Annotated in this window: 20 protein-coding genes; 15 read left to right on the forward strand and 5 right to left on the reverse strand. The window is 44.7% G+C overall.

The genetic code is table 11. The features are described from left to right. Nucleotides 1–15: 15 nt before the first annotated feature. The 5 genes from LMJ53_RS11285 to LMJ53_RS11305 form a co-directional block, all read right to left on the reverse strand. Nucleotides 16–510, reverse strand: a complete 495-nt coding sequence (locus LMJ53_RS11285) for a YbhB/YbcL family Raf kinase inhibitor-like protein (RefSeq protein ID WP_229586153.1) — start codon at nt 508–510, stop codon at nt 16–18. 41 nt (nt 511–551) lie between these two features. After that, nucleotides 552–974 (reverse strand): thioredoxin TrxC, encoded by a 423-nt coding sequence (trxC, locus tag LMJ53_RS11290; RefSeq protein WP_229586154.1) that lies wholly within the window; start codon nt 972–974, stop codon nt 552–554. A 39-nt stretch (nt 975–1,013) separates the two neighbouring features. Continuing rightward, nucleotides 1,014–1,502 carry a DUF6702 family protein gene (locus LMJ53_RS11295; protein ID WP_229586155.1) on the reverse strand — a complete coding sequence of 163 codons (489 nt, stop codon included), beginning with the start codon at nt 1,500–1,502 and terminating at the stop codon, nt 1,014–1,016. Further along, a complete protein-coding gene (locus tag LMJ53_RS11300; protein ID WP_229586156.1) occupies nt 1,502–3,982 on the reverse strand; it encodes a M1 family metallopeptidase in 2,481 nt (826 codons plus the stop codon). Before LMJ53_RS11300 ends, LMJ53_RS11295 begins: the two co-directional genes overlap by 1 nt. 153 nt (nt 3,983–4,135) lie before the next feature. Beyond that, nucleotides 4,136–5,911 carry a DEAD/DEAH box helicase gene (locus LMJ53_RS11305; protein ID WP_229586157.1) on the reverse strand — a complete coding sequence of 592 codons (1,776 nt, stop codon included), beginning with the start codon at nt 5,909–5,911 and terminating at the stop codon, nt 4,136–4,138. 161 nt (nt 5,912–6,072) lie between these two features. On the opposite strand from LMJ53_RS11305, the gene mioC reads away from it, so the two are divergent. From mioC to LMJ53_RS17095, 15 genes are all read left to right on the forward strand, one after another. Continuing rightward, nucleotides 6,073–6,525 carry an FMN-binding protein MioC gene (gene mioC / locus LMJ53_RS11310; RefSeq protein ID WP_226750661.1) on the forward strand — a complete coding sequence of 151 codons (453 nt, stop codon included), beginning with the start codon at nt 6,073–6,075 and terminating at the stop codon, nt 6,523–6,525. Between the two features lie 462 nt (nt 6,526–6,987). Further along, nucleotides 6,988–8,877: a tRNA uridine-5-carboxymethylaminomethyl(34) synthesis enzyme MnmG gene (gene mnmG, locus LMJ53_RS11315; RefSeq protein ID WP_226750660.1), complete on the forward strand. Its 1,890-nt coding sequence runs from the start codon at nt 6,988–6,990 to the stop codon at nt 8,875–8,877. A gap of 9 nt (nt 8,878–8,886) precedes the next feature. Next, on the forward strand, nt 8,887–9,513 hold the full coding sequence (gene rsmG, locus LMJ53_RS11320; protein ID WP_229586158.1) for a 16S rRNA (guanine(527)-N(7))-methyltransferase RsmG: 627 nt from the start codon (nt 8,887–8,889) through the stop codon (nt 9,511–9,513). A gap of 19 nt (nt 9,514–9,532) precedes the next feature. Then, complete coding sequence (locus LMJ53_RS11325) at nt 9,533–10,330, forward strand: ParA family protein (RefSeq protein ID WP_229586159.1); 798 nt, start codon at nt 9,533–9,535, stop codon at nt 10,328–10,330. Nucleotides 10,331–10,356: 26 nt separating this feature from the next. Beyond that, nucleotides 10,357–11,235, forward strand: a complete 879-nt coding sequence (locus LMJ53_RS11330) for a ParB/RepB/Spo0J family partition protein (protein ID WP_229586160.1) — start codon at nt 10,357–10,359, stop codon at nt 11,233–11,235. 129 nt (nt 11,236–11,364) lie between these two features. Beyond that, nucleotides 11,365–11,745 carry an ATP synthase subunit I gene (locus tag LMJ53_RS11335; RefSeq protein ID WP_229586161.1) on the forward strand — a complete coding sequence of 127 codons (381 nt, stop codon included), beginning with the start codon at nt 11,365–11,367 and terminating at the stop codon, nt 11,743–11,745. 14 nt (nt 11,746–11,759) lie between these two features. Further along, complete coding sequence (atpB, locus tag LMJ53_RS11340; protein ID WP_229586162.1) at nt 11,760–12,620, forward strand: F0F1 ATP synthase subunit A; 861 nt, start codon at nt 11,760–11,762, stop codon at nt 12,618–12,620. A 44-nt stretch (nt 12,621–12,664) separates the two neighbouring features. Then, nucleotides 12,665–12,898 (forward strand): F0F1 ATP synthase subunit C, encoded by a 234-nt coding sequence (atpE, locus tag LMJ53_RS11345; protein ID WP_062483651.1) that lies wholly within the window; start codon nt 12,665–12,667, stop codon nt 12,896–12,898. Nucleotides 12,899–12,942: 44 nt separating this feature from the next. Next, a complete protein-coding gene (atpF, locus tag LMJ53_RS11350) occupies nt 12,943–13,413 on the forward strand; it encodes a F0F1 ATP synthase subunit B (protein ID WP_229586163.1) in 471 nt (156 codons plus the stop codon). Between the two features lie 11 nt (nt 13,414–13,424). Then, nucleotides 13,425–13,958 carry a F0F1 ATP synthase subunit delta gene (gene atpH / locus LMJ53_RS11355; protein ID WP_226750653.1) on the forward strand — a complete coding sequence of 178 codons (534 nt, stop codon included), beginning with the start codon at nt 13,425–13,427 and terminating at the stop codon, nt 13,956–13,958. Between the two features lie 13 nt (nt 13,959–13,971). Further along, complete coding sequence (gene atpA, locus LMJ53_RS11360; RefSeq protein ID WP_229586164.1) at nt 13,972–15,513, forward strand: F0F1 ATP synthase subunit alpha; 1,542 nt, start codon at nt 13,972–13,974, stop codon at nt 15,511–15,513. A 52-nt stretch (nt 15,514–15,565) separates the two neighbouring features. Continuing rightward, nucleotides 15,566–16,429 carry a F0F1 ATP synthase subunit gamma gene (gene atpG / locus LMJ53_RS11365; protein WP_226750651.1) on the forward strand — a complete coding sequence of 288 codons (864 nt, stop codon included), beginning with the start codon at nt 15,566–15,568 and terminating at the stop codon, nt 16,427–16,429. Between the two features lie 32 nt (nt 16,430–16,461). After that, nucleotides 16,462–17,847, forward strand: a complete 1,386-nt coding sequence (gene atpD, locus LMJ53_RS11370; RefSeq protein WP_226750650.1) for a F0F1 ATP synthase subunit beta — start codon at nt 16,462–16,464, stop codon at nt 17,845–17,847. A gap of 22 nt (nt 17,848–17,869) precedes the next feature. After that, nucleotides 17,870–18,286: a F0F1 ATP synthase subunit epsilon gene (locus LMJ53_RS11375; RefSeq protein WP_226750649.1), complete on the forward strand. Its 417-nt coding sequence runs from the start codon at nt 17,870–17,872 to the stop codon at nt 18,284–18,286. Between the two features lie 249 nt (nt 18,287–18,535). Beyond that, nucleotides 18,536–20,434: an alpha/beta hydrolase family protein gene (locus LMJ53_RS17095; protein WP_229586165.1), complete on the forward strand. Its 1,899-nt coding sequence runs from the start codon at nt 18,536–18,538 to the stop codon at nt 20,432–20,434. Nucleotides 20,435–20,520 lie beyond the last annotated feature (86 nt).

Here is a 20,520-nt window from a genome sequence, read left to right on the forward strand (position 1 = left end):
ATAGTAGTAACTCGCCTAATCGCGCGCGTAAGTTGCCGTTAACGTAGCCTTTGCTAATGCCATCGCATTTAGCATAAACCCCACTACTGCGGCGCTGGCGCCCTCTGGTGCAGGCAATGCTTCTTCTGGTAAAGCCCAGATCGTAAATTGATAACGATGCATGCCATGGCCTTCTGGTGGACAAGCACCACCAAAGGTTTTCATACCATAATCATTGGTAAAACTACGACAACCCGGCGGTAAACTGCCCGTCCCTGCTCCTTTGGCTAAACAGGTTGCGGCCACAGGAATATCGGTGACAATCCAATGCCAAAAACCTGAGCCGGTCGGCGCATCAGGATCAAACACCGTCAATGCAAAACTTTTGGTCTCTGCTGGCGCATTATGCCAATGTAATTCAGGTGAAATATTTTGGCCGTTACAACCAAAGCCATCAAATTCATGCTGCTTGGCCATAAAATGCCCTTCGGCAATATCTGGGCTGCTTAAGGTAAAGGTGTTTTTACTCATGCTTCACTCCTAACAAAGGCAACTTTATGATCAAACTAAGGTTAACTGAGTTTCTGTAGCAATTGATAAAAGGCGCTTTTCGGTAAAGCACCGGCTTGCTGCGCCAATGTTTGACCTTGGCGTATCACTAAAATAGTGGGAATAGAACGAATAGCAAAGCGTGCTGCTAAGGTTTGCTGCTGTTCTGTATCAATTTTACCAAAACGAAATTGAGGTTCTAACTCAGCAGCGGCTTGGCTGAATATGGGCGCAAAACTTTGACAAGGGCCACACCAACTGGCCCAAAAATCAATAACTAAAGGTAATTCCGATTTTTCAGCATGGGCGGCAAAGTTGGCACTTGTTAAGGTTAATGGCTGGCCAGTGAATAAAGCTTGCTTACATTTACCACAACGGGCAGTGTTGGCCGCTTTGTCCGCCGGCACACGGTTTAAACCATGACAAAATGGGCAAGCTATAATCATGTGTCACTCCAACTTTGCTACTTTAACATCGCTTTAATATCAAAATTTAACGTCTAGCCAATCCATGTTTTTATCAAAACTGAGGGTTTTAACGCCATTCATGCTTTCAATATTAACGGTGTTAATCTGCTTTGGCCAAATCTCTTGTAAAGAGCGGTGATGTACCCGCAACCCTGGCAAGTCATCTGGCATTACAGCCTCTTGGTATACCCAAAAGAAGCGACCGTCTAGCTGGCCGCCAATCAGGGTTAACGCTATCGGTTCACCGTTTAAATGCGTTAAAGCAAATTGCTTTGTCACATACTGACTGAATGTTTGCTGGGTTTGTTCGTTATTTAACAAGTCAGCTTGTTTATCAAACAATTGTTTTACCGCATGTTCAGCATCATGCACATAAAAACGGTGCATCACTTCAATATTACCGCTTCGCGCGTTAAACAATACCGTACTGACCGCCGCGTTCATTTCATGTGCAAAACCTGGGCTAACTAAGCCTGCCAGTAACAGCAGGCTAAGCAGATAACGCATTAATTACCTTCCTTAAGCTTTTCATCGGTTTTTTCAGCCGGATCTTTTAGCTTAGTTTTACTGTCTTGCATAATATCGCGGCTTACTTTGGCTTTACTCTTATCAGATTTGTAAGCCTCTACGCGTGACGGAATAATACGACGTGGGTAATAGTTGTTTTCAATATCGACATCGGCGGTTTCCCATTTAGGATCGACAATCACTTCTTTTAACACTTTGTCTTTTGCCGTCACAATCATCTTATTCACCGCTTTCGGGCTACGACGCCAAATCTCAGCAGGGATCATCTGATCTTCTACGCTGCCATCGGTGTAATGCAGTTGCAGTAAGATGGGCATTACTAACCCACCTAAATTACTGAATTGCAGTACGTAGTAGTTTTTATCTTCTTTTACTGCACGTTCAAACGCGGTGCGCTCCCACGGCTCTAAATCGGCTAAAAACTTGTTATAGGCATTACGTTCTTTATTGGTTACGGTAAAACGGTCGTTTTCATCATAAAAGTCGGTGATATCTTTGTTTTTATCAATCCACAGTACTTTACCTGCCGCTTTGTTGCGCTCAACAAACAATGAGGTGGGTTTGTCTAACTCTTGCTGGCGCTCACGTGCAAAATCAATATCAGGATCTTTGGTATCCATGCGTAACTGATAGACCCGGTCTAACGAAATATCCACATGATCAGTGCTGTAAAACCAGCCACGCCAGAACCAATCTAAATCAACACCGCTGGCTTCTTCCATGGTACGGAAAAAATCAGATGGCGTTGGGCGTTTAAATTTCCAGCGCTGGGCATATTCTTTAAAAGCGAAATCGAATAACTCACGACCTAGGATCACTTCACGCAGAATATTTAATGCTGCAGCGGGTTTGGTGTAAGCATTCGGGCCTAAACGTAATACGCTGTCGGATTGCGTCATAATCGGCACTTGAACATCCGATTTCATGTAATCGACAATATCACGAGGCTCAACGCCCCAAGGAATAGTAGGGTCCCACTCGCGACCGGCAACGCCGTCTAAAAAGCTGTTTAAGCCTTCATCCATCCAAGTCCATTGACGCTCGTCCGAATTAACAATCATCGGGAAATAAATATGACCAATCTCATGGATCACCACGCCAATTAAGAAGCGTTTTTCGGCTTGAGAATAGGTACGGCTGCCATCGTCTTGTAACTTAGTGCGAGGGCCGTTAAATGTGATCATCGGGTATTCCATACCACCAACAGGGCCGTTAACCGACTGTGCCACTGGGTACGGATAATCAAACGAAAAACGTGAATACACTTCCATGGTATGCACCACAGATTCCGTAGAATACTTTTTCCACAGATCGCCGCCTTCTTTAGGATAAAACGACATCGCCATGACTAACGGCTGCTCTTTGCCACCTTGTTGATAACCTTTAGCATCCCACATAAATTTACGTGATGACGCCCAAGCAAAATCACGCACATTATTGGCTTTAAAATGCCAGGTTTTGCTGTCATTAGTACCGGCTTTTTCGTTTTCTAAGGCTTCTTCTTCAGTAACAACAAACACCGGCCGCTTCGCTGTTTTCGCTTGCTCTAACCGTGCAATTTGCTGTTTAGTCAGCACTTTACTGCTGTTTTGTAACTCACCAGTCGCTGACACTATGTGATCGGCTGGTACCGTTAATTTCACATCATAATCACCAAACTCTAAGGTGAATTCGCCGCGACCTAAAAATTCTTTATTGGTCCACGCTTCGTAATCGGTGTAAGCGACTAACCGCGGGAACCACTGAGCTAATAAGAAAATATCATTGCCACCTTCATTCGCATCATCCGGAAAATGCTCATAACCTGAACGGGCTGACACCGCATCTTCTTCTACGATGTTAAAAGCAAAATCTAAACTAAACTCCATCGACTGGCCGGGTTTTAATGGCGTGTCTAAATCGATGCGCATTAAGGTACCCACTACCGTGGCGGCTAAGGTTTTACCCTTGCTGTTTTTCACATTATTAATTTGAAAACCCAGCTCGTTATCGGCCATAAATTGTTGGCGACGTAACTCTTCTAGGCTCAAACGAGCAGTAATGTCACCTTCACCTATCGAAGTAGCAGGACCGCGACGGCCAACACCACCAAAATCGGTGCTCATTTCAGCCATTGAATCGTTTTTGAAAATATTTTGGTCTAAATGCAGCCATAAATATTTCAACGTATAAGGTGAATTGTTTTTGTATTGAATTTGTTGTTTGGCACTTAAACGGCGCTTGGCTTCGTCTAAGGTTACATCCATCTGATAATTGACTTGTTGTTGCCAATATTGCTGGCCTGGCTCACCGGCAGCATTACGATAGATATTCGGTGTTGGAAGCACTTCGTCTAATTGACGAAATTTATCTTCAAAATCACCTTTTGTCTGGCGCACAGCACTGGCAGTAGCAAATTGGCTACACAACAATACAGTGACCAGGCTTATGACTGAAATACGGGACAAAATGGCAGACATCAGCAGGTCTCTCTGGTTATTTATTAGTAAAATGGCAAGTATCTACTCTAGGTAAATTTACCTGAACAAACAAGGCCTATCTATCACGAAAAGCCGGGGTTCTGTCTCCAAAAAAAAGCCCCGCAAAAGCGAGGCAATTTAGTCAAATAAAGATTAATCTCTTGGCTTGCGTGGTGCACGTGGTGCCGCACCAGGACGCGGACCAGGGCCTGTGCTAGTGCTTGGACGACGCTCACCGCCAGAAGCCGCAGCACCCGTATCCACACTGATATTCAGTTTCTGCTTACGCACATAAACCTTTTTCAGGTGTTGGAAGATCTCATTTGGGATCGTAGCCGGTAATTCTACCGTACTAAAATGGTCAAACAATTTGATATTACCAATGAATTGGCTATCAATGTTCGCTTCATTAGCGATAGCGCCAACGATATCACCGGCTCTAACACCGTGTTCTTTACCCACTTCAATGCGGTACGTGTTGTAGTCGCCTTTCATTTCACGACGCACACGTGGACCGCGTTCTGGACGATCACCCGCTGGGCGATCGCTACGCTCACGACGTGGCCGCTCTTCACGTTCACCACGAGCATGCGGCTGGCGTAATTCAGGAAATTGCTTCGCTACGTTTAGTGGCTGATCTTTTTGCGCTAAGTACAATAAGGCTGCCGCTAAATCAACATCGGTCGTTTCTAACTTTTCACGCCAATCTGTCACTAACTCTTGGAAGAAGCTCAGATTTTGCGTTTCAATCGTTTGTGCTAATTGCTCACGGAAAGACTCGATACGACGCTGCTCAATCACTTGACCGGTTGGTAAGCTCATTTGCTCAATCGGCTGCTTAGTTGCATGTTCAATCGTGCGCAGCAAACGGCGTTCACGAGGTGATACGAATAAAATCGCTTTACCTTCACGACCAGCGCGGCCCGTACGACCAATCCGGTGCACATAGGCTTCACTATCGTAAGGAATATCGTAGTTAACTACTAAGCTAATACGCTCAACGTCTAAACCACGCGCAGCTACGTCAGTTGCCACAATGATATCCAGCTGACTGGCTTTCATCCGACGAATCGTTTGCTCACGGTGTGCTTGGTTCATGTCACCATTTAAACAGGCAACGGCATAACCACGGGCACCCAATTTCTCAGCAATTTCTTCGGTAGCACTTTTCGTACGCACGAACACAATGCTGGCATCGTACTCTTCGCCTTCTAATAAACGGGTTAACGCATCTAACTTTTGATTAGAATCTAACATCACATAACGCTGAGTAATGCGCTCAACGGTACTGGTTTTCGACGCAATTTTAATTTCTTCAGCATTTTTTAAGTGCTTTTGCGCAATAGCGCGAATTTGCGCGGGCATGGTAGCAGAGAACATCGCCACCTGACGACCGGCGGGGGTTGCATCCATGATGGTTTGTACATCATCGATAAAACCCATCCGTAACATTTCATCGGCTTCATCCAGCACGATAGCGCGCAGTTTGTCGAGTTTCAACGTACCGCGATCTAAGTGATCTAAGATACGACCCGGCGTACCGACAATAACTTGTGAACCACGCTTCAGTGATTTAAGTTGATTGGTATAGCTTTGACCGCCGTATAAAGGCAAGACATGAAATGCCGGCATGTAGCGAGCATAAGCTTGAAAGGCTTCAGCAACCTGGATCGCTAATTCGCGAGTGGGTGCTAATACCAGAATTTGTGGATCATTTTGCGCAGGATCTAGCCGTGCCAATAAAGGCAGAGCGAAAGCACCGGTTTTACCAGTACCCGTTTGCGCCTGACCTAATACGTCTTCGCCAGCCAATAATTTTGGAATAGCCGCTGCCTGGATAGGCGAAGGCGTTTCATAACCAAGTTCAGTAACCGCACGAACAAGCGGTTCCGGCAGCATTAGCTGGGAAAAAGACAATGTTTCAGACATACGTTGTTATAACCTCAAATCACACGCAGGCTTGTTGGAGTGCTATTGTTGTTTTTACTTGGCCTGCAATGCAGTAAAAACACGAAAACGAGCAAAAACCGTAGCTTTTCTCGATTTTATTCCATTAGTATAGCCAGTCATTTACCACCAGGAAGAGATCCATGATAGAAATCCTCGTTGGCAGCCAAATGGGCGCAGCGGAATATGTGGCAGAACAAGTTGCTGAAACACTGGTACAAGCGGGATATGAAACTAAACTTCATCTTCAACCCGATTTGGATCAGCTAAACCCGACTCACATCTGGTTAGTGATCACATCCACCTATGGCGCAGGAGATCTGCCTGATAATATTCAACCCTTTGCGGATCAATTAGCACAAGATCGCAGTGATCTTAACACACTTTCTTACGCCGTGATCACTTTAGGTGACTCCAGTTATGATACTTTTTGCTTAGCAGGGCAAAAAATTGCCACTTTATTAGAAAATCGCGGTGCAAAACGCCTTATCGACGGTTTAGATATTGACGCACAAACAGACGCCTTGCCAGAGGATATTGCCCAAGCTTGGCTACCTTTGTTTATCCACAGCTTATCCGGATCTGATCTGGGATAACTTTGCAGCGGGATCCAAACAAGGGATCCCTGAATGCTAACAATACTATGGCCGCCACGATCTTATGATCCGCTTCCCCACACCTTATACACATATTGACACTTCTAATATACCTAATGTTGATAACTAGTCTTTTATGCGGTTATTAAGCTGTATTTATCCCAATAATAAAATTATTTTCTGCGCCCAGTGTGGATAAGTAACGATCTTACACACGGCTTCACCTGATGTAGATCCAAGCTTGATCACAGGATCTGATCTTATCTAATCTATTGATCCTTCATATATAAAAAGGCTTATCCACTGCAAATGGCTTGCTTAATAGAAGTAATAATAAAAAAGATCTAAAAAGATCTTATATATATTAAGCACGATCCTGATCCTATTTTGCCCATTTCACTCAACCCAAGATCAGGCTACAATATGCACCCTGTTTTTAATCTGTATGTGATCGAGGCAAGTATGCTGTTTCAAGAAAGTTTTGACGTTATCGTTGTAGGTGGTGGACATGCAGGTACTGAAGCCGCCTTAGCTGCAGCTCGTGCTGGTCAAAATACTTTATTGCTAACGCATAACATCGAAACCCTCGGTCAAATGTCCTGTAACCCAGCTATTGGTGGTATTGGCAAAGGCCATCTGGTTAAAGAAATCGATGCACTGGGTGGCGCCATGGCTATGGCAGCAGACAGAGGTGGTATTCAATTTAGAACTTTAAACAGTTCAAAAGGCCCAGCCGTTCGTGCTACTCGTGCTCAAGCTGATCGGCAGCTCTATCGTGCCGCCATTCGCAGCATATTAGAAAACCAACCAAATCTTAAAATCTTCCAACAAGCCTGTGATGATCTGATCGTTGAACAAGATCAAGTCAAAGGCGTTGTTACGCAAATGGGTTTAAAATTTCATAGTAAAACCGTGGTGCTGACAGTAGGCACCTTTTTGGGTGGTCAAATCCATATTGGCCTAGAGCAATTTTCTGGTGGTCGAGCAGGCGATCCACCGTCTATCGCCTTGGCTAAACGCTTACGCAATTTACCTTTTAGAGTGGATCGTTTGAAAACCGGCACACCACCGCGTATTGATGCTCGCACCGTGGATTTTTCGGTCATGCAAGCACAGCCAGGCGATAATCCTACGCCAGTATTTTCATTCTTGGGCAAACATAGCGATCAACCACCGCAAATCCCGTGTTACATCACCTATACCAATGAAAAAACACACGATGTAATACGTAACAACTTAGATCGTTCACCGATGTATACCGGCGTGATCGAAGGTATTGGCCCACGTTATTGCCCATCAATTGAAGACAAAGTGATGCGTTTTGCTGATAAAGATCAACATCAGATCTTTATTGAACCAGAAGGTTTAACTACGCATGAACTATACCCTAACGGCATTTCAACCAGTTTACCGTTTGATGTGCAACTCAGTATTGTAAGATCGATCAAAGGCATGGAAAACGCCTATATCACAAGGCCAGGCTATGCCATTGAATATGACTTCTTCGATCCACGCGATCTTAAAGCCACATTAGAAACAAAATTTATCAAAGGCTTATTTTTTGCCGGCCAAATTAACGGTACCACCGGTTATGAAGAAGCCGGTGCACAAGGCTTACTAGCCGGGATCAATGCCGCATTGTATGCCCAAGAAAAAGACGGCTGGTCACCAAGCCGTAATCAGGCGTATTTAGGTGTACTGGTGGATGATCTCACAACACTGGGTACTAAAGAACCTTACCGCATGTTTACCAGCCGAGCTGAATACCGGCTGATGTTACGTGAAGATAATGCCGATGCTCGCTTAACCAGTAAAGGCCGTGAGCTAGGCTTAGTCAACGATATCCGTTGGGCTGCCTTTAATGAAAAAATGGAGCAAATTGAACTTGAACGGCAACGTTTACGTCAAGGCTGGATCCATCAACAACACCCAGCTTTAAACGAAGTTAATCAATTGCTTAAAACGCCTTTAACCCGCGAAGCCAGCTTAGAAGAATTGATCCGCCGTCCTGAAGTCACTTATCAGCAATTAATTAGCATTGCTGAATTAGGCCCCTGTTTAGCTGATCCGATAGCAGCTGAACAAGTTGAAATTCAGATCAAATACGAAGGCTATATTAACCGTCAACAAGAAGAAATTACTAAGCAGCAACGCAACGAAGCAACAAAATTGCCTGCTGGCTTCGACTATGCCTCGGTTAAAGGTTTATCTAACGAAGTTATCGTTAAACTAAACCAAACCCAACCAGAAACGGTTGGCCAAGCATCACGTATTTCAGGCATTACGCCCGCAGCGATTTCTTTACTGTTGGTTTACTTAAAAAAACAAGGTTTACTGCGTAAAAGCGCTTAAAGGAAAAGCATGACTGATTTATTAAGCCCTTTACGCAGGCTAGTTGCACAAACCGATCTGCAATTAACTGAACAACAATTACAACAATGCGTCGATTATGTTCGGTTATTGGATAAATGGAACAGCGCTTACAACCTCACTTCAGTCCGTGATCCACAAGAAATGCTCATCAAGCACGTATTGGATAGCCTGGTTGTTGCACCCTATTTAACCGGCGAACGTTTTATTGATGTTGGCACCGGTCCTGGTTTACCTGGCGTGTTATTGGCCATTTACTATCCACAGAAGCAATTTTTCTTGTTAGACAGCTTAGGAAAACGTATCCGTTTTTTAAATCAGGTGAAATTACAGTTAGGCTTAAACAATATTTTCCCACTGCAAAGCCGAGTTGAAGATCATCAACCCCAACCCGGTTATGATGGTGTAATAAGCCGCGCATTTGCTTCACTTAATGATATGCTGAACTGGTGTCAGCATTTACCTGGGCTAAACGGCCAGTTTTTCGCCATGAAGGGCGCTGCAGTGCAAGAAGAAATTGCAGCTTTGCCGGATTTTGTTAAAGTAACAGCTATTCAAAACTTACAAGTACCAGAGCTGGATGCGCAGCGTCATTTGGTTATTCTAAAAAAAGTCTAATCGTCAAAGAGGGATCCTTGTGGGCAAGATCATCGCAATAGCTAACCAAAAAGGCGGCGTGGGTAAAACAACCACAGCGGTGAATTTGGCTGCCTCTATGGCCGCAACAAAACGTAAAGTTCTGCTCATTGACCTTGATCCTCAAGGTAATGCCACTATGGGGAGCGGCGTCGATAAATATGAATTAACCGCCAGTGCCTACGAATTATTAGTCGATGAAAAACCCTTATCAGAAGTGGTCGTAAAAGAAACGACCGGTGGTTATCATCTGATCGGTGCCAATTCTGATGTGACGGCGGCCGAAGTACGCCTGATGGATGTTTTTGCTCGTGAACTTCGTTTGAAGAACGCATTGAAAGCTTACAAAAGCAGTTACGATTTTATTTTTATCGATTGCCCACCTTCTTTGAATATGTTGACGGTTAACGCAATGGCCGCAGCTGACAGCGTATTAGTGCCGATGCAGTGTGAATATTTTGCGCTAGAAGGTTTAACCGCTTTAGTTGAAACTATTAATAAATTAGCCGCGGTAATCAATGGCGATCTGAAAATCGAAGGCATATTACGGACCATGTATGATCCCCGTAATCGTTTAGCCAACGATGTGTCTGAGCAATTAAAACAACATTTTGGTGATAAAGTGTATCGTGCGGTGATCCCGCGTAATGTTCGGCTTGCCGAAGCCCCAAGTTTTGGTACACCTGTAATGTATTACGATAAAAGCTCGACAGGCGCTAAAGCTTATCTCGCTTTAGCAGGTGAAATATTACGGCGATCTGAAAAGAAAAGTAGCACAGCAGCTAACCTAACCAGCTAACAGCCTCTAAAGGAATTACACTTCGCATGTCTTTAAAAAAACGCGGTTTAGGCCGAGGGCTTGATGCATTACTCACAGCAAGTAAACCTACTAACACAGTAGATGTCGCACCGATTAAATCGGAACTGCAAACTATTCCAGTAGAGTTTCTACGCCCTGGTAAATATCAACCGCGTAAAGACATGTCACAAGAAGCGTTAGACGATCTGGCCAGTTCAATCAAGGCGCAAGGAGTTATTCAACCCATCGTTGTTCGTACCTTAGCCGAAAACAGCTATGAAATTATCGCGGGTGAACGCCGTTGGCGAGCGGCGCAATTGGCACAACTTGCCGAGGTACCTTGTCTTATCAAAAATGTGCCTGACGAAGCTGCCGTGGCTATCGCGCTGATTGAAAATATTCAACGCGAAGATCTTAATGCTATGGAAGAAGCCATAGCACTGCAACGCTTGTTATCTGAATTTGAATTAACCCATCAACAAGTGGCTGATGCGGTCGGAAAATCACGCACCACTGTCACCAATCTCTTACGCTTAAATCAATTAAACGATGATGTGAAATTGCTGTTAGAGCATGGCGATATTGAAATGGGCCATGCCCGGGCTTTATTAGCTTTATCAGATGCAGACCAGTCTGATGCTGCCCGTTTGGTGGCGGCTAAACAAATGACGGTACGTGATACTGAAAATTTAGTGCGGAAAATACTTGAACCCGCACCTGTACCCGAGCCAAAAGTAAAAGATCCCGATGTGATTGCACTTGAACAACGCTTAAGCGATCGCTTTGCGGCACCTGTGCAAATTCAGTACAACAAAAAAGGCAAAGGCAGTTTAATGATTGCCTATAATAGTTTAGATGAATTAGATGGCATTTTAGGTAAGTTAGGCCAAGAACAATCAGAATAGCTAAAATTTTCTCCAAGATCGCTACATGACTAAGGTCTAAGCCGCTTTTAGTTGCAAATCAGGGGCAAATAAGTATACTTTCGCATGTTTTTTGTAACCCCTTCTCGGGCGTTTTCAGAGGGAATTACAGTGGCTGAGCCAAATAGCCAGCAAAGTCGTAAAGCTGCATATTTGTTAGTTTTGTTTCAAGCAGTGTTTGCAACCTTGGTGGCGTTATTCTTTCTGATTGCGGCAGATGCCGCAGCGGCTAAATCTGCTTTTAAAGGCGGTTTAGTGGCAGTAATAGCGAATTTTGCATTCGCTTTTTTTGCGTTTCGTCACAGCGGCGCAGATAAAGCAGAATTGGTGGCGGCTTCAATGATGCGCGGCCAATCAATGAAAGTATTGTTAACAGTAGTGTTGTGTGCAGTGGTTTTTCAACAAGAGCAAACGGTAGCGGGACCTTTTCTTACCGGATTTTTGCTTACCCTGCTCACGCAATGGACAGCACCTTTTTTCTTTAAACATTAACATTGGGATGAAACATGGCTGCAGGTGAAGAGTTAACGCTATCCAGTCATATTCAGCACCACCTTACTAACGCCAAAATGTGTACCGTTGACGGTAGTGTCGCATTTAACAAAGCGTGTAGCGAGGCCGGGTTCTGGACATGGCACATTGATACGCTCGCTTGGTCTATTGGCTTAGGCCTCTTATTTATATTATTGTTCCGTAGCGCCGCTAAAAAAGCGACAACCGGCGTACCGGGTAAATTTCAATGCTTTGTGGAAATGGTTATCGAATTCGTTGCTGCCAACGTTAAAGATACCTACCACGGTAAAAGCAAGCTTATTGCCCCGCTGGCACTGACCATCTTCGTTTGGATTTTCCTAATGAACTTGATGGACTTAGTACCTGTTGACTTCTTGCCTGCCTTTGCTGGTTGGGTTGGAACCACCTTCTTTGGTATGGACTCGCATGATGTTTACATGAAGATCGTACCCACAACGGATATCAACATGACCGCCGCTTTAGCATTGGGCGTATTCTTATTGATGATCGGTTATTCAATTCGTATTAAAGGTGTTGTTGGCTTCATTAAAGAGTTAACGCTGCATCCTTTCAGCACCAAAAACGTACCGCTGCAAATTGTACTGATCCCATTTAACCTATTACTCGAACTGATTGCCTTAGTAGCTAAGCCATTCTCGCTGGCACTACGTTTATTCGGTAACCTGTATGCGGGCGAAATGATCTTTATCCTGATTGGTGCCATTGGCTTGTTGCAGTTACCACTGCACTTTGTTTGGGCGGTATTCCACATCCTGGTAATTGTATTGCAGGCGTTCGTGTTTATGATGCTGACCATTGTTTACCTGAGCATGGCCAGTTCGGACAATCATTAATTTTTTTTAAACTTTAACTTAAACTTGAAATATCGGAGATAAAAATGGAAATTGCAGTAGCTATCAAATTAATCGCAGTTGCGCTGTTAATCGGTTTCGGTGCTATCGGCACTGCGCTAGGTTTCGGTAACATGGGCGGTAAGTTCTTAGAAGCTTGTGCTCGTCAACCAGAACTGGCCCCTTCACTACAGGTTAAAATGTTCATCCTTGCTGGTCTTATCGACGCCGTAGCTATGATCGGTGTAGGTATCGCCATGTACATGTTGTTCGCAATGTAATTTAAGGTTTTTAAACTCGAACAACTAAATAAGGAGGAGCGGACGTGAATTTAAACGCCACTCTTATCGGAGAATTAATCGCTTTTGTCGTCTTTGTACTGTTTTGTATGAAGTTCGTCTGGCCACCGCTGAGTAATGCAATTGAAGCGCGCCAGAAGAAAATCGCAGACGGACTGACGGCTTCTGATCGTGCTGAAAAAGACTTGGCTTTAGCCCAGGACAAAGCAAAAGATCAGTTAAAAGATGCCAAAGCACAAGCAGCTGAAATCATCGATCAAGCGAAAAAGCGTGAAGCGAAAATGCTGGACGAAGCGGTAGCGAAAGCTTCTGCTGAGCGCGACAATATCCTGGCACAAGCCAAGACTGAAATTGAAGCTGAACGCAATCGTTTACGTGAAGATTTACGCAAGCAGGTAGCAGCCTTAGCGGTAGCCGGCGCAGAGAAAATTCTGCAACGCTCTATTGACGAAGCGGCTCACGCTGACATCCTGGAAAAACTGGTACAAGAACTGTAAGAGGGTGAGCTATGTCTGATTTGACGAATATTGCTCGTCCTTACGCAAAAGCGGCCTTTGACTTTGCTGTTGAGCAAAAAGCATTGGACGCATGGTTAGAAATGCTGGTGTTCGCTGCGGAAGTAGCAAAACACGAACAGGTTGCTGCCATATTGCGTACTAACGGCACTGCCGAAACGCAGGCCGACCTGTTTATCCAGGTATGTGGTGAGCAACTCAATGAGCAAGGTCGCAACTTTATTAAAGTTATGGCTGAAAATCACCGCTTGTTGGCGTTGCCTGAAGTATTAGCAACTTTTATTGAGCATAAAGCAGCGTATGAAAAAGAAATTACTGTTGAAGTAACTTCTGCCACCACGCTGAATACTGCACAACAAGACAAGCTAATAGCTGCATTATCGCAACGTTTGGCACGCAAGGTTAAATTGCACTGTAGCGTCAATCCTGACGTAGTCGGCGGAATGCTGATTAAAGCAGGTGACATGGTAATTGATGGCTCGGTCCGCGGTAAGCTGGATCGTTTAGCAACTGCGCTGCAGTCTTAATGGGGAACAGAGAATGCAACTGAATTCCACAGAAATATCTGAACTGATCAAGAGTCGTATTGCTCAGTTCGACGTGGTCAGTGAAGCTCGTAACGAAGGTACTATCGTTCAGGTAACTGACGGTATTATCCGTATCAATGGCCTTGCAGACTGTATGCAAGGTGAGATGATAGAGCTTCCTGGCAGCCGTTATGCAATCGCACTGAACTTAGAACGTAATTCAGTAGGTGCGGTAGTCATGGGTCCGTATGCGGACTTAACGGAAGGCACAAAAGTTAAAAGTACTGGCCGTATCTTAGAAGTACCTGTAGGCCCAGGCCTATTAGGTCGTGTAGTCAATACACTCGGTGCGCCAATTGATGGTAAAGGTCCAATTGAAGCTGCAGGTTTTGAGCCAGTAGAAAAAATTGCACCTGGCGTTATCGAGCGTCAATCAGTTGATCAGCCAATGCAAACCGGTTACAAATCGGTGGATGCGATGATCCCGATCGGTCGTGGTCAGCGTGAATTGCTGATCGGTGACCGTCAGACCGGTAAAACGGCCCTGGCAATCGATGCTATCATCAACCAAAAAGCCACTGGCGTTAAATGTGTCTATGTGGCGATTGGTCAAAAAGCTTCTACTATTGCAAACGTAGTTCGTAAATTAGAAGAGCACGGTGCTTTAGCTCACACTATCGTGGTTGTGGCCTCTGCTTCTGAAGCTGCTGCGTTACAATACTTAGCACCATACTCTGGCTGTACTATGGGCGAATACTTCCGTGACAATGGTGAAGATGCGCTAATCGTATATGATGATTTATCTAAGCAAGCAGTTGCTTACCGTCAAATCTCATTACTGTTACGTCGTCCACCAGGTCGTGAAGCTTACCCAGGTGACGTATTCTATTTACACTCTCGTCTACTTGAGCGTGCATCGCGTGTTAATGCCGATTATGTTGAAAAATACACTAAAGGCGCAGTGACAGGTAAAACCGGTTCATTAACCGCCTTACCTATCATTGAAACACAAGCGGGTGACGTTTCTGCTTTCGTACCCACTAACGTAATCTCAATTACCGATGGTCAGATCTTCTTAGAAACTGACTTATTTAACGCGGGTATTCGCCCTGCCGTTAACGCCGGTATTTCAGTATCGCGGGTAGGTGGTGCAGCGCAAACTAAAATCATCAAAAAGCTGGGTGGCGGTATCCGTTTAGCCTTAGCTCAGTATTCAGAATTAGCCGCGTTCGCGCAGTTTGCTTCTGACCTAGATGATGCAACCCGTGCTCAGTTAGAGCATGGTCAAAAGGTGACTGAGCTGATGAAACAGTTACAGTACAGCCCGATGTCAGTTGCTGAGATGGGTGTGTCTATTTTCGCTATCGAAAAAGGCTTTATGAAAGATGTTGATGTTGCCAAAATCCTTGATTTTGAAGCAGGATTAATCGCCTTTATGAAAGCTGAACACGCTGAGCTGATGGCTGAAATCGATAAAACCGGTAACTACAACGACCAAATCGAGTCTACGTTCAAAGCCGCTATTGATAAATTCAAAGCGACGCAGACCTGGTAAGCAATGTGGGTGGCTTAGCCACCCCATTCGTTGAAAAAACGGAGATACAGTCATGGCCGGTGGTAAAGAGATAAAAAGTAAGATTGGGAGTATTAATAATACTCGCAAGATCACCAGTGCTATGGAAAAAGTTGCGGTCAGCAAAATGCGCAAAGCGCAAGACCGCGTGGCTGCAACTCGCCCATACGCTGAAGGTATGCGCAAAGTGATTGGTAATGTGGCGAATGGTTCGCTCGAATATCGTCATCCGTATTTAGCGGATCGTGACGTGAAACGAGTGGGTTACATCGTCATTGCTACTGACCGTGGTCTTTGCGGTGGCCTGAATACCAACGAGTTTAAACGAGTCGCTATCGAACTGAAGAACTGGAAACAGCAAGGTGTTGATGCTCAATTTGCCGTAATCGGTAATAAAGCCGCCGCCTTCTTCAAGCGCTTCGGTGGTAAAGTGGTCGCTGCACAATCGGGTTCAGGTGACGTACCACGTTTGGCTGATGTGATTGGTTCGGTGCAAGTAATGCTGCAAGCATTTAACGAAGGCCGGATCGACCGCTTATTCCTGGTATACAACAAGTTTGTTAATACCATGAAGCAAGAGCCAGTGATCGATCAACTGTTACCTCTGCCAAAAGCAGACATCGCACAAAAAGAGCATAATTGGGACTATCTATACGAGCCAGATCCAAAACCTATTTTGGATATGTTGTTGTCTCGTTACATTGAATCTCAGGTTTATCAAGGTGTTGTTGAAAACGCTGCCAGTGAACATGCAGCGCGGATGGTGGCAATGAAAGCCGCAACCGACAACGCCGGTAACCTGATGGACGACCTGAAACTCGTGTACAACAAAGCACGTCAGGCCGCGATTACCCAAGAGCTCAGCGAGATCGTCGCAGGTGCGGCAGCTGTAGGCTAAGGTTAAGAGTTTTGCAAATTTGAGGAAACATCATGAGTCAAGGTAAGGTCGTCCAAATCATTGGCGCCGTTGTGGATATCGACTTTCCACAAGATGCGGTACCTGGTATCTATGACGCGTTAAACGTTACCGACGGTGATCTAGCTGGTTTAGTGCTGGAAGTTCAGCAGCAGCTGGGTGGCGGTACGGTACGGACTATCGCGCTGGGTACTACAGACGGTTTACGTCGCGGTTCAGCGGTAAGTAATACCGGTAAAGCAATTCAGGTTCCAGTCGGCACAGCGACTCTGGGCCGTATTATGAACGTATTGGGTGAGCCGATCGATGAAGCGGGCCCAATCGGTGAAGAAGAGCGTTGGTCAATTCACCGCGCTGCGCCTTCATATGAAGATCAAGCGGCGTCAAATGCCTTGTTGGAAACCGGTATCAAGGTTATCGACTTGGTTTGTCCGTTCGCTAAAGGTGGTAAAGTAGGTCTGTTCGGTGGTGCCGGTGTAGGTAAAACCGTAAACATGATGGAACTGATCCGTAACATCGCCATCGAGCACAGCGGTTACTCAGTATTCGCCGGTGTAGGTGAGCGTACACGGGAAGGTAACGACTTCTATCACGAAATGAAAGACTCTAACGTACTAGATAAAGTATCGTTGGTATACGGTCAGATGAACGAGCCACCAGGTAACCGTTTACGCGTTGCGTTAACCGGCTTAACCATGGCTGAGAAGTTCCGTGATGAAGGCCGTGACGTACTGTTTTTCGTCGATAACATCTATCGTTATACCCTAGCGGGTACTGAAGTATCTGCGTTGTTAGGTCGTATGCCTTCAGCAGTAGGTTACCAGCCAACGCTAGCGGAAGAGATGGGTGTGTTACAAGAGCGTATCACCTCAACGAAGACGGGTTCTATCACGTCTATTCAAGCCGTTTACGTGCCTGCGGATGACTTAACTGACCCATCACCAGCGACAACGTTCTCGCACTTAGATGCAACGGTAGTATTAAGCCGTAACATCGCTTCACTGGGTATTTACCCAGCTATCGACCCATTGGATTCAACTTCTCGTCAGTTAGATCCACTGGTTATCGGTAAAGAGCACTATGAAGTGGCGCGTGGCGTACAAACGGTATTGCAACGTTACAAAGAGCTAAAAGATATTATTGCCATCTTAGGTATGGACGAACTGTCTGATGAAGACCGTACGACGGTATACCGTGCGCGTAAAATCCAACGCTTCTTGTCTCAGCCATTCTTCGTTGCTGAAGTATTCACTGGTTCGCCAGGTAAATACGTTCCGCTGAAAGAAACTATCCGTGGCTTTAAAGGTATCCTGGCCGGTGAATACGACCATATGCCAGAACAGGCGTTTTACATGGTTGGTTCAATCGACGAAGCGATCGAAAAAGCGAAGAAACTATAAGTTCAGGCTTTAGGAGAGCGAGATGGCGATGACAGTGCAACTGGATGTAGTAAGTGCCGAAGAAAAGATTTTCTCAGGCCTTGTCGAATCCGTGCAGGTCACAGGCAGTGAGGGCGAGTTAGGTGTGTTACCTTTCCACGCCCCGTTACTGACCACCCTGAAACCTGGCATGGTCCGTATCGTAAAGCAGTTTGGCGAAGAACACCTGATTTATGTTGCTGGTGGCGTACTTGAAGTACAACCCGATATGATCACGGTGCTCGCAGACATAGCGGTACGCGGTGAAGACTTAGATGAGCAAGCGGCTTTAGACGCACAGAAACGTGCAGAAGAAGCAATGCAGCATGCCAGCGCTGACTTTAATTACGCCGAAGCAGCCGCGCAATTGGCCGAAGCCATTGCTCAGCTGCGCGTGATACAAAAACTGCGTAAGAAATAAGTTTCCATTGATAAATGATTAAAAACCACCTTAGGGTGGTTTTTTTTGCCTACAATTTGTGCCAAGACTAAAAATAGCGTGATAAACCTAAATTGGCAGACTAACAGCTCAGATAAATTCGTTTAAAACTTGTTTCAATTCTGAAAGGTATTTATATTAAATTGTTGGCAAAAATAAAAAATAACAGGACATCGTTTTATGCGCTCGTTGTATAGTTTTCTACTATTGATAGCATCATGCCTTATCGTTGTGCAGGCTCAAAATCTTACTTTAGAAGACTATGCTCGCCCTGCACAGTTTTTGGATATTAAAATATCACCTACCGGAAAATACCTTGCTGCAACCTCACGCAGTGAAGAAGGTAATATCTATCTGCAAATTATTGACATAAAAACCAATCAAATTATTAGTGTACGCCATTTTACGGGGCGAGATTCGATTGGTTCAATCAATTGGGCTAATGCTGAGCGGATCTTAATTACCTTAGTGCGTGATATTGGTGCTTTAGAATCTCCGGTGGGCACAGGTGAAATTTTTGCCGTAAATGCCGATGGCTCAAATGCACGTATGTTAACGGGCTACCGTGCGGATAATGAAAAAACGCCCGCTTCCGTCATTAACTATTTACCCGAAGATGAAAATTACGTGTTAATCGTCACATCAACACCCAACCGCAAAGGGTCTTTTAGTTTAATTAAACGTCTTAACATCGAAAATGGCCGCGCTCGGCAAGTGGCGCGCGCGCCGATGCGCTCTTCCGGCATGATGACCGATCGCACTGGTGTTGCACGGATCGCTATTGGTATCGATCAAGAAAATGACAACGAAATGATCATGATGTACCGCAAAAATGAAAAAGCGGATTGGGAGACTTTGCGTCGTTATGGTCAACGTGATGGCTCTTTCACGCCATTGTCGTTTATGCCTGATAATTTACATGTGCTTGGCGTTAGCGATACGCAAACCGATACGCAAGCCATTAGTATTCTTAATCCTGAAACAGGCAAAGAGGAAATTATTGCCCATCATCCTAAAGTGGATGTTTCGGCAATCTACAGTATTAAAAACGGCTTTATAAATGAAGTCATCGGTGCTTCATATGAGCATGACATTTACGAAGAAGTTTACTTTGAAGATATTCAAGACAAAACGTTTAGTGGTTATTTACAAGGTTTACGTGCCGCTTTTGCTGATAAAAAAGTTAACTTTACCTCAATTACTAGAGATAACAGCTTGGCTGTGTTAACCGTTCGTTCGGCCAATCACCCGCGCGAGTTTTATCTGTTTGACACGCGCAATATGCAATTAAGTTATCTATTGAACGGCCAGCCTTGGATGAAAGCTGAACAGTTGGCACAAACATCGTCGATATTTTACACCTCGCGTGATGGCTTAGATATTCATGGTGTATTGACCTTGCCTAAAGACAAAGCCGCTAAAAATTTACCATTAATTTTATTACCGCATGGTGGCCCGCATGGTATTCGGGATTATTTAGAAATTGATACTGATGCCAAAGTGTTAGCACAGCACGGTTATGCAGTGTTACAGCCTAACTTTCGCGGATCTGGTGGTTTTGGTCGTTCCTTCTTGCAGCAGGGTTATTTAAACTGGGGCACCACTATGATCGATGATATGACCGATGGCGTGAAACATTTGATTGATAAAGGCATGGTTGATGCTAATCGCGTTTGTGTTTACGGTGCGTCTTACGGTGGTTATGCTTCATTAATGAGCGTGGTGCGTGAACCTGATTTATATAAGTGTGCGGTGAGCTTTGTCGGTATGTCAGATTTGAATTTAATGTATGAACATGGTGATACCACAGAATCAAAAGGCGGCTTAAATACGTTAGAAATGTATATCGGCCGTGATAAAGCGCGCTTAGATGCACAATCGGCCATCAAAAATCTTGATAAGCTAAAAGCCCCTATCTTTATTATTCATGGCACTGAAGATCAACGCGTGCCGCTGATCCAAGCCGAAGTACTGCGTGATGAACTGAAAAAGCGCAATCACCCTTATGAGTGGTTAGTGAAAGAAAAAGAAGGCCATGGTTTTTATAAACCAGAGAATAACGTTGAGCGCTGGCAAAAAATGTTAGCTTTTTTTGATAAGTATATTGGCGATAAGCAAGCAGCCCATTAGCCAAACAAATAACGTTGTTTAAATGGGCTGATATCTAAATACCAGCCCTTTTCTTAATTTCGATACTTAACGCATTTTTGCAAAAA

Source organism: Rheinheimera sp. UJ51, assembly GCF_020819615.1.
GTDB classification, from domain to species: Bacteria; Pseudomonadota; Gammaproteobacteria; order Enterobacterales; family Alteromonadaceae; genus Alishewanella; species Alishewanella maricola.

What these genes read in the sequence shown, in the direction of transcription:
- LMJ53_RS11285 (WP_229586153.1), bottom strand. Translation starts at nt 510, where the DNA reads ATGAGTAAAAACACCTTTACCTTAAGCAGCCCAGATATTGCCGAAGGG.
- trxC (WP_229586154.1), bottom strand. Translation starts at nt 974, where the DNA reads ATGATTATAGCTTGCCCATTTTGTCATGGTTTAAACCGTGTGCCGGCG.
- LMJ53_RS11295 (WP_229586155.1), bottom strand. Translation starts at nt 1,502, where the DNA reads ATGCGTTATCTGCTTAGCCTGCTGTTACTGGCAGGCTTAGTTAGCCCA.
- LMJ53_RS11300 (WP_229586156.1), bottom strand. Translation starts at nt 3,982, where the DNA reads ATGTCTGCCATTTTGTCCCGTATTTCAGTCATAAGCCTGGTCACTGTA.
- LMJ53_RS11305 (WP_229586157.1), bottom strand. Translation starts at nt 5,911, where the DNA reads ATGTCTGAAACATTGTCTTTTTCCCAGCTAATGCTGCCGGAACCGCTT.
- mioC (WP_226750661.1), top strand. Translation starts at nt 6,073, where the DNA reads ATGATAGAAATCCTCGTTGGCAGCCAAATGGGCGCAGCGGAATATGTG.
- mnmG (WP_226750660.1), top strand. Translation starts at nt 6,988, where the DNA reads ATGCTGTTTCAAGAAAGTTTTGACGTTATCGTTGTAGGTGGTGGACAT.
- rsmG (WP_229586158.1), top strand. Translation starts at nt 8,887, where the DNA reads ATGACTGATTTATTAAGCCCTTTACGCAGGCTAGTTGCACAAACCGAT.
- LMJ53_RS11330 (WP_229586160.1), top strand. Translation starts at nt 10,357, where the DNA reads ATGTCTTTAAAAAAACGCGGTTTAGGCCGAGGGCTTGATGCATTACTC.
- atpB (WP_229586162.1), top strand. Translation starts at nt 11,760, where the DNA reads ATGGCTGCAGGTGAAGAGTTAACGCTATCCAGTCATATTCAGCACCAC.
- atpE (WP_062483651.1), top strand. Translation starts at nt 12,665, where the DNA reads ATGGAAATTGCAGTAGCTATCAAATTAATCGCAGTTGCGCTGTTAATC.
- atpH (WP_226750653.1), top strand. Translation starts at nt 13,425, where the DNA reads ATGTCTGATTTGACGAATATTGCTCGTCCTTACGCAAAAGCGGCCTTT.
- atpA (WP_229586164.1), top strand. Translation starts at nt 13,972, where the DNA reads ATGCAACTGAATTCCACAGAAATATCTGAACTGATCAAGAGTCGTATT.
- atpG (WP_226750651.1), top strand. Translation starts at nt 15,566, where the DNA reads ATGGCCGGTGGTAAAGAGATAAAAAGTAAGATTGGGAGTATTAATAAT.
- atpD (WP_226750650.1), top strand. Translation starts at nt 16,462, where the DNA reads ATGAGTCAAGGTAAGGTCGTCCAAATCATTGGCGCCGTTGTGGATATC.
- LMJ53_RS11375 (WP_226750649.1), top strand. Translation starts at nt 17,870, where the DNA reads ATGGCGATGACAGTGCAACTGGATGTAGTAAGTGCCGAAGAAAAGATT.